Origin of the sequence: Dyadobacter sp. (genome assembly GCF_051859145.1) — a bacterium.
Taxonomy (GTDB): Bacteria; Bacteroidota; Bacteroidia; order Cytophagales; family Spirosomataceae; genus Dyadobacter.
In genome coordinates this window covers 21,478-28,729 of the sequence record NZ_JBHYGF010000046.1, presented here as the reverse complement: position 1 = coordinate 28,729, position 7,252 = coordinate 21,478, and the positions used below count along the sequence as shown (strand labels likewise).

Genomic DNA, 7,252 nt, shown 5'->3' with positions numbered 1-7,252 from the left:
GACAAATAAGGATGGTGACTCAGGAAAACCAAGCCGCGTTTGTCGTTTACATCCCCAAGCTTCACCACATCGCGCAACCAGGCCAGCTGCTCCTTTCGAAGATGACAGTCGGGCGGGGAGATAATTTCCACCAGCGGTCGGCCAACCGACGTGTAGCCGGTATCGATGCCGATAATACGCCAATGTTCATTTTCGAGACAGAAAAATCCGGCCTGCTGTGTTTTCCTGACCTCGCCATCAAGTGCATACATAGCAGGCAACAAATGCTGAAAATAGGCATTCCCGTTGGAGTACATTTCGTGGTTACCTGCTAATGCAAGACTTCCCGAAGCACCGTAATACCAGGAAGCATGCGGAGCTGTGAAGTTTGCTTCCACCTCTTTGGGCGTACCTACAAAATATATATCGCCCATGTGAATGGTATAATCAGGCGCGTAGCGCGACACCAGGTTCGCTACTTTATCAGACTCCGCCGTGTCACTTGCCCAGTCTGACATAAGTGCGAGACTCACCTCATCGCGGGACGGAATGGATGATTGTAACGGATAAATGCCTGTATCGCCATTCTTCGGATATGCCTGATAAGGATGACGCGGACCAAACCGGCTTTTCAGATAATGCCAGGCAAAACCGACCAGGTTGGTTTTAAAAAACTCTGAGATCACATTGGTAACCGAGGCAGTGTCTTTTACCCGCTTTTCATAAAGTTCAAGCTGGACCTTTGCGTGGTTCTCGGCTTCGCTGTGACCAAGGTCCAGGTATTTTTGTGCACGCTCTTGGGGAGTTTCAGGCATAATCTGTTAATAGAATTGGCAAAATGCAGTATCTCAAAAAATTTGTTCCGGCAGATACCAGCCTTTATCCCGCAATAAAATGATTAATCGGTGAAAATGCACCTGAGAAATGGCGTAGGGACATTGAAACCCGCCGAAAGTTAATTAGTCCAGCCTCTTGTTGACAATCGTACCACTTAAAGCTACCTTTCGGGCGTTTTTTTAACCACCAAAACACAATCGAATGAAACAAGTTACTATCATCTGTTTAATGCTGCTGACAACCTGCTCAGTATTCGCGCAAACTGCCATTACAAAGCATGTTAAGGATTGGGAAAGAGCCAAAGCTTACACCAAAGCATACCTGGACGCCATGCCGGAAGATGGATATGCTTTCAAACCTACGCCGGAGATCCGCTCCTTCGCCGGACAAATGGACCACCTTGCTGACGCCAACATCGCATTTGTTGCAGCAGCAACCGGCAAAAAGGGCCCGCTTGAAGGATCCGCAGAAAAAATGGCTGACCAGTCGAAAGCAGCTGTAACAAAAGCAGTACTGGCGAGCTACGATTTTGTGATTACTTCGCTGCAAGGTGTAAACGAAGCTGACTGGAACAAAAGCGTGAAGGTTTTTGGCAGGGATATTACATTGGGAGAGGCTTTCGAGAAAGCATTTGAACACCAAACCCACCACCGCGGACAAACCACACCTTACATTCGGATGAAAGGTGCAACTCCGCCGCAGGAGATGTTATTTTAAGTAAAAAGGGGTCGAATGTTCGACCCCTTTTTTATTTGTACTAGCTATTTAGATCAGGCTTTTGCCTTGCTTTTCAGATTATAAAGGCTGAGCGCAATGAAGCTGTAAACCTTCATAGCAAATCCCGGCACGACGAAATCGCGTATCACTTCCTTTTTCTTTTCAGGGGCTGGTTCAGCCAGGGAAAGATATTTCAGCGCATATTTCAACCGCGGCCAGTAAGTATTGCCATACTCCTTTGAAAACAGCAACTTGTAATAATATACGCTTAGATTTTTCTTAATGCGGTCGTCATATTTATAGTTCAGCTCCTTGTTGATATTCTCATACAGCTGAATGCGGTTAAAAAGAAAATCAGCACCGTAGTGGTTGTCGGCAAAACTCGCTCCTCCCCTGTTTTTCCTGTAAACGGACATTACTTCATCGATATAACCGATCGGTCCGCGTGTCGCGAACATGATATTACGCGGGATATCTCCGCTGGTTGACAGATTTGTCCATTCCGGATCAGGGTTTTTAGCAAAATCCTCTCTCCGGAACATCAGGCTGGAAGTAGCTATAAAACAAAGCTCGTCCTCCCCGATCAGATCGTCAACTGTTATCTCAGGTTTTTTGAGTGTGTTTACCAGGTAAGGCGGCGCCGCATTGTCGTCGAAGATAACGCGGGCATTATGGTAACAAGCCGAGTAATGCGGATTCGCATCCAGCATTTCAACCTGCTTTTGAAGCTTGAATGGAGAAATCAGGTAATCGTCCCCGTCAAACTGCGCGATATACTCCCCTTTTGCAGCAGCGAAGGTGGACAATGCATTGTATTTACCATTGAGGCCCATATTCTTCGGGTGCAGCAACAGCCTGATCTGATCGGGGTAACGTTGTTGGTATTCCTTCAAAATAGCCGCGGTGTTATCCTTCGAATTATCGTCGCCCACTACAATCTCGAATGGAAATGTAGTTTGCTGCATCAGAATAGAATCCAGCATTTGGGCTACAAACTTCTCGTGGTTATAGGTAACTACGCAGACGCTTACTTTTATCATAATTACTTCATCATCAATTTTGGCATTCGCCGGGGCAAATTTAGCGCATTTATTTATCAATCGCCGAACCTGCCGATTTAGCGGCAGGTTCGGCTTACTCATGTCCGGGCGGCTGTTCAAGCAACCTTTTATACTCAAAATAAATTCAGAACAACAGTCCCTGCTCACCGGAATGATCTAATTTTGAACAAACACAAAGCAGTATGATCGAATCCACCCCATCTGAAACCAAGCCATTATATCGCACTCCGGCCATTTTTAATCCATTTACGAATGTAGTAGCCGGCGAAAGTACCAGGCACGGAGGTGTGAGCCCCGCGCCATTCCATTCACTTAACCTCGGCGGAACCCAGGACACTTACGAAAATGTACTTGAAAACAACCGACTCTTTTTTGAGGCTCTGCATATTCCTTTTGCTACTGTAGCAAAATCACACCAGGTACATGGGACAGAGATTTTGAATGTGACGGAACCCGGCAGATTTGAAGGTTACGATGCATTGATCACGCAAATAAAAGGAATCCAGCTTGCGGTAACGGTAGCTGATTGTACGCCGATCCTGCTACTTGATCCCACAAGCAATGCGGCTGCGGCCATTCACGCAGGCTGGCGGGGAACAGTGGGGAGAATTGTTTTTAAAACAATATCGAAAATGCAGGAGCTATATGGCAGCAAACCTGAAAATTGCCTTGCTTACATCGGTACCTGCATAGACGAATGCTCGTTTGAAGTAGGGGAAGATGTCGCGCAACATTTTGAAAATAACTATAAAAGGTGGGACGAGGGAAAAGGTAAATTCTTTGTTGACCTCAAAAAGAGTAACCAGGCCCAGCTGCTGGAAGCAGGTCTGGCCGCTGAAAACATCGAAATATCTCCCTATTCAACAGTTTTGAATAACGAAGACTATTTTTCCTATCGGAATGAAAACGGAGTAACCGGCAGGATGCTGGCTACAATCGGCTTGTTAGGCACGAAGCCTTGATAAAAAAAGAGCCGGCTTCTTGGCCGGCTCATGCAATTTCTAAACTTGTTCTGCGGATGCAGCTTCCGTTTGTACCGGGGCTGGCTGTGTCGCAGCCGGTTTCTGAGCAGTGGTTCTCGCTGTTGATTTGGCAGGTGCCACTTTGGTAGCAACAGGCTTCACAGCTTTTACAGGTGCAGCAACCGGCGCTTTCGAAGAAGCTGCCGCTACCAGCGCCGCAATTTTCTCCGTTTTCTCCTTTTTGCCTTCTTTCTTATCACTCTTCTGCTTTAATTTCTTCTCCGCATTCTTCGCTTCTTTTGCCTTTTTCTTCTGAGTTTCCTTTTCAAATTTCGCAACCTTCTTCGCTAGCTTAGCGGCTGCTTTTTCGATGGACTTCTTTATTTTCTTCGATCCTGCTGAAACTGCCTCGATTTTTCCTGTAAGCGTTTCCGCAAGTTCAGTTGACAACTTTTTTGTAGCCGATTTCATAAATCTGATTTTCTGTGTAGACAAAGAACAATGCTGAACCTGCAATTAGCATTTATTCGGCGACAATGACCAAATATTTGGTGTTATATTTATGTTAAATTTTTTCTTACAAATTCCCAAATTACGATCCCTGCCGACACCGATACATTGAAAGAATGTTTTGTGCCAAACTGCGGGATTTCAATGCAGCCGTTACTTTCAGCAATCACCTCCTGATTTACGCCTTCTACCTCATTACCAAAGACAAAGGCGCAGGGTTTTCCATTTACTGGCTCGAAATTTTGCAGATAAGTACTGCCTTCTGCCTGCTCGGCACACCACACCTGGTACCCGTCTGTTTTCAGTTTCCGGACAGTCTCGACTGCACTCGCACATTTCTCCCAATCCACGGAGAGCTCGGCACCCAATGCACTTTTGGTGATTTCTCGATGCGGCGGCTCCTGCGTGTAGCCGCACAGGAATATCTTTTGGGCACGGAATGCATCCGCAGTCCTGAAAAATGAGCCTACGTTGTTTAAACTTCTGATATTGTCAAGTACAATCACAAAAGGAAATTTCTCAGCCTCCCTGAACTCCTCGACGGTCAGTCGGTTCATTTCCTCCATTTCCAGCTTTCGCATATTATTTATTCATTCTTGTGCGCAGTACCGCATGTAAATAAAAAAGCTCCTGGATCGGATCCAGGAGCTGCATTGTATTATTGATTTTTTACTTGATTTTCGTGATCAGCTCAACAATGTTCTTAACACCCAGCTTTTCGAAAATCCTTGCCTTATAAGTACTTACCGTTGAAAGTTGCAGGTTGAGCTTTTCAGCAATTTTGGCTGTTCCCAAGCCTTCTTTCAAGAGGTTCATCACGTCCGTTTCCCGGGGTGACAAACTAACGATCGGATCCGGAAGATACTCTTTCGGGTTGATGAGCCGGTTGATATTCATCTGCTGCATATCTTCGCTCATATATTTTTTATTGTTCAAAACGCTCATTACAGCCGTTTTAAACTCTTCTTCCGGCGCATCTTTGGACAGATAACCGTCTGCACCTGCTTGAAGGTACATGAGTCCGTATAGCTGTTCATCGTAGCTGGAAAACATCAGTATCCTCGTTCCCGGAGATTTCTGACGAATGGTTTCTACCATTTTAGTTGTATTGCCACCTAGTATGTTGATATCCAGAATCAGAAGGTCGTATGCTTTTACCTCAATTTCCTGAAGTATCTTGTCAAAATCGTCAACATCCGAAATGGTAGAGTCCGGAATCAATGATTTGAGGAGGTGCTTGGTACCGATTCGCACTACTGCATGGTCTTCGGCGATAAGTATGTGTTTCATGGATGGGCTCGGGCCAATTATATGTATGAAATCTGATTAAATTACAGTTAAGCGCCGCTTGTGTACACCTAACAACTAAATTCAAAGACCTGATTACCAACCTATGCAATTACCGTACACTCGAACCGGACTGTTTGAATAATTAACAAAAATAGTAATCTGCATTGTATTAAACATAAAAAATATCAAATTAGTATACCATTTATTTCCAATAACGCTTACACACACTTGCTGTTTCCGGATTTACAAAAGGCACCTATTTTTTCTTGTGACAATGGTCGAATAACTATGATGGTGTTTGACGAATACCCCATTTGCAGTCACGAGACCTCAGTTTCTGATTTTCTGTTTTTCAAGGGTTCGCATCTTCAATTGGCTAACACCCCTGTTCAAACCTTTATACTGGCTAGAAATTATTCTCATCAGATCATAGCCGAATTTCACTGTAATGTAGACGTCGCCGGCTGCTGGATTTCGCTACTGAAAGCGCCATTTGGCGGACTCACATTTCACGAAAACTGCACGAATAGCGAGCTGATTTTCATGCTGCATTCGATCAAGGATTGGCTTGCACGGAGTTCTTGCAAAGCGCTAATCATCAAAACTCCACCTTCCTGTTATGATCTCGAAATTCACGAAAAAACACACTGGAATTACGTAAATACTGGTTTCAGTCCATATCGTACGCTCACAAACCATTATATTCCTGTAACTCAAACGAAATTTTCGACTATCATCAGCAGCACTGCTGCGCGCAGATTACGAAAAAGTTTAAACGCAGGTATTGCAGCGACGTTAAATACGAACATTCCCTTTGACCAGATCTATTCGTTTATCTATAAATGTCATACTCAAAAAGGATACCCGCTTCCGGTTTTGCATGAAGAGCTTGCCAAACTGACGCAAACTTTCCCCAACCACTTCCTGATATTCACAGCCTCTCACAAAAGTGTGATTGTGGCTGTCATTATTGCCGTACGTGTAGCACCACACGTACTCTACCTATTCCTGTCCGACTACGATCATGCATACGCAACATTCAGTCCCATTATTCTTCTGACGCAATGCTTATACGAACACTGCCAACTTGAAGGCTGCAAGATCCTCGACCTCGGGACTTCCCTTGATCATCTTGGCAATCCAAAGGAATCGTTAAGCCGGTTCAAACGCAATCTTGGGGCAGAGGAATGCGTGAAAGTTACTTATCGCTGTGAGGTTTGATCAGATACCCAGACAATTTCCGTCCCTGTAAAACACGCTTGTGCAAGTTTCAATCCCGACAATAGGTGTCATTCCTATAAAATCCAACCGGCGAAATCCTTTTTGTGCGAGATGATCTTTTGCGCGCTGGTACCATTCCCTTTCTGAGTTATCCATAATGATCACACCGTCCGGAGTAAGGAAATCGGAGGCAAAAATGGCGCATTTAACCCTGTTGCGACCGTCAACAACAATGATATGATATAATTCACCAGTGGATTGTACTGCCTGAATGTAACTGTCGCCCAGCGGCCTTTCCAGCAAAGTTGTGTTTACAGGAAGCCGGGGACCGATCTGCCGGATCCACGCATTTTCATGTTCTACAGCTGTAATATACTCCACCTGACCTGCATACCAGATTGTAGAGTTACCAGATCCGTATTCAAAAACACAAAAACCGGGTTTCAATCTGGGTTTAAGAAAGAGTATAAATGGATAAGTGTACCAGGGAAGCGGCTTTCCGTTCGCGTCCACGGACTGTTTAGAATGAAAGCTTTTGAACCAGCCGTATTGCTTTAAGGCACCGTCGAGGTGTAGCTGGACCACCCCGCCAAGACCTACCTTGTTCAATAAACCCCACGCGCTATTTTTTATTTGTTTCAACATTGATCGATCTGCTAGGCATTGTTTGCCACA

9 protein-coding genes are annotated in these 7,252 nt (G+C 44.9%); 3 read left to right on the top strand and 6 right to left on the bottom strand.

What is annotated here, in order from left to right:
- Positions 1-794, bottom strand: a 794-nt coding sequence (locus ACTIE6_RS03950; protein WP_439555387.1) for a metallophosphoesterase family protein, incomplete at its 3' end; no start/stop codon positions are given.
- A gap of 223 nt (positions 795-1,017) precedes the next feature.
- Here ACTIE6_RS03950 and ACTIE6_RS03945 point away from each other — a divergent pair.
- Positions 1,018-1,533: a DinB family protein gene (locus tag ACTIE6_RS03945; protein WP_439555386.1), complete on the top strand. Its 516-nt coding sequence runs from the start codon at positions 1,018-1,020 to the stop codon at positions 1,531-1,533.
- 53 nt (positions 1,534-1,586) lie between these two features.
- On the opposite strand, the gene ACTIE6_RS03940 is transcribed toward ACTIE6_RS03945, so the two are convergent.
- Positions 1,587-2,573 (bottom strand): glycosyltransferase family 2 protein, encoded by a 987-nt coding sequence (locus ACTIE6_RS03940; RefSeq protein WP_056283291.1) that lies wholly within the window; start codon positions 2,571-2,573, stop codon positions 1,587-1,589.
- A gap of 203 nt (positions 2,574-2,776) precedes the next feature.
- Between ACTIE6_RS03940 and pgeF the strand changes: the two genes are divergently transcribed.
- On the top strand, positions 2,777-3,556 hold the full coding sequence (pgeF, locus tag ACTIE6_RS03935; RefSeq protein WP_439555385.1) for a peptidoglycan editing factor PgeF: 780 nt from the start codon (positions 2,777-2,779) through the stop codon (positions 3,554-3,556).
- Between the two features lie 39 nt (positions 3,557-3,595).
- Here pgeF and ACTIE6_RS03930 read toward each other — a convergent pair whose 3' ends face one another.
- The 3 genes from ACTIE6_RS03930 to ACTIE6_RS03920 all read right to left on the bottom strand — a co-directional run bounded on the left by ACTIE6_RS03930 (position 3,596) and on the right by ACTIE6_RS03920 (position 5,356).
- Positions 3,596-4,027, bottom strand: coding sequence for a histone H1/H5 family protein, HCT subfamily (locus ACTIE6_RS03930; RefSeq protein WP_439555384.1), 432 nt, complete (start codon positions 4,025-4,027; stop codon positions 3,596-3,598).
- Positions 4,028-4,116: 89 nt separating this feature from the next.
- Positions 4,117-4,647 carry an RNA methyltransferase gene (locus ACTIE6_RS03925; RefSeq protein WP_439555383.1) on the bottom strand — a complete coding sequence of 177 codons (531 nt, stop codon included), beginning with the start codon at positions 4,645-4,647 and terminating at the stop codon, positions 4,117-4,119.
- 88 nt (positions 4,648-4,735) lie between these two features.
- Positions 4,736-5,356 carry a response regulator transcription factor gene (locus ACTIE6_RS03920; RefSeq protein WP_439555382.1) on the bottom strand — a complete coding sequence of 207 codons (621 nt, stop codon included), beginning with the start codon at positions 5,354-5,356 and terminating at the stop codon, positions 4,736-4,738.
- Positions 5,357-5,644: 288 nt separating this feature from the next.
- On the opposite strand from ACTIE6_RS03920, the gene ACTIE6_RS03915 reads away from it, so the two are divergent.
- The gene (locus tag ACTIE6_RS03915; RefSeq protein ID WP_439555381.1) at positions 5,645-6,577 is read left to right on the top strand and encodes a GNAT family N-acetyltransferase; all 933 of its coding nucleotides are present in this window, start codon (positions 5,645-5,647) and stop codon (positions 6,575-6,577) included.
- Here ACTIE6_RS03915 and ACTIE6_RS03910 read toward each other — a convergent pair whose 3' ends face one another.
- Positions 6,578-7,222 carry an FkbM family methyltransferase gene (locus tag ACTIE6_RS03910; RefSeq protein WP_439555380.1) on the bottom strand — a complete coding sequence of 215 codons (645 nt, stop codon included), beginning with the start codon at positions 7,220-7,222 and terminating at the stop codon, positions 6,578-6,580. It abuts the gene before it with no gap.
- Between the last annotated feature and the right edge of the window lie 30 nt (positions 7,223-7,252).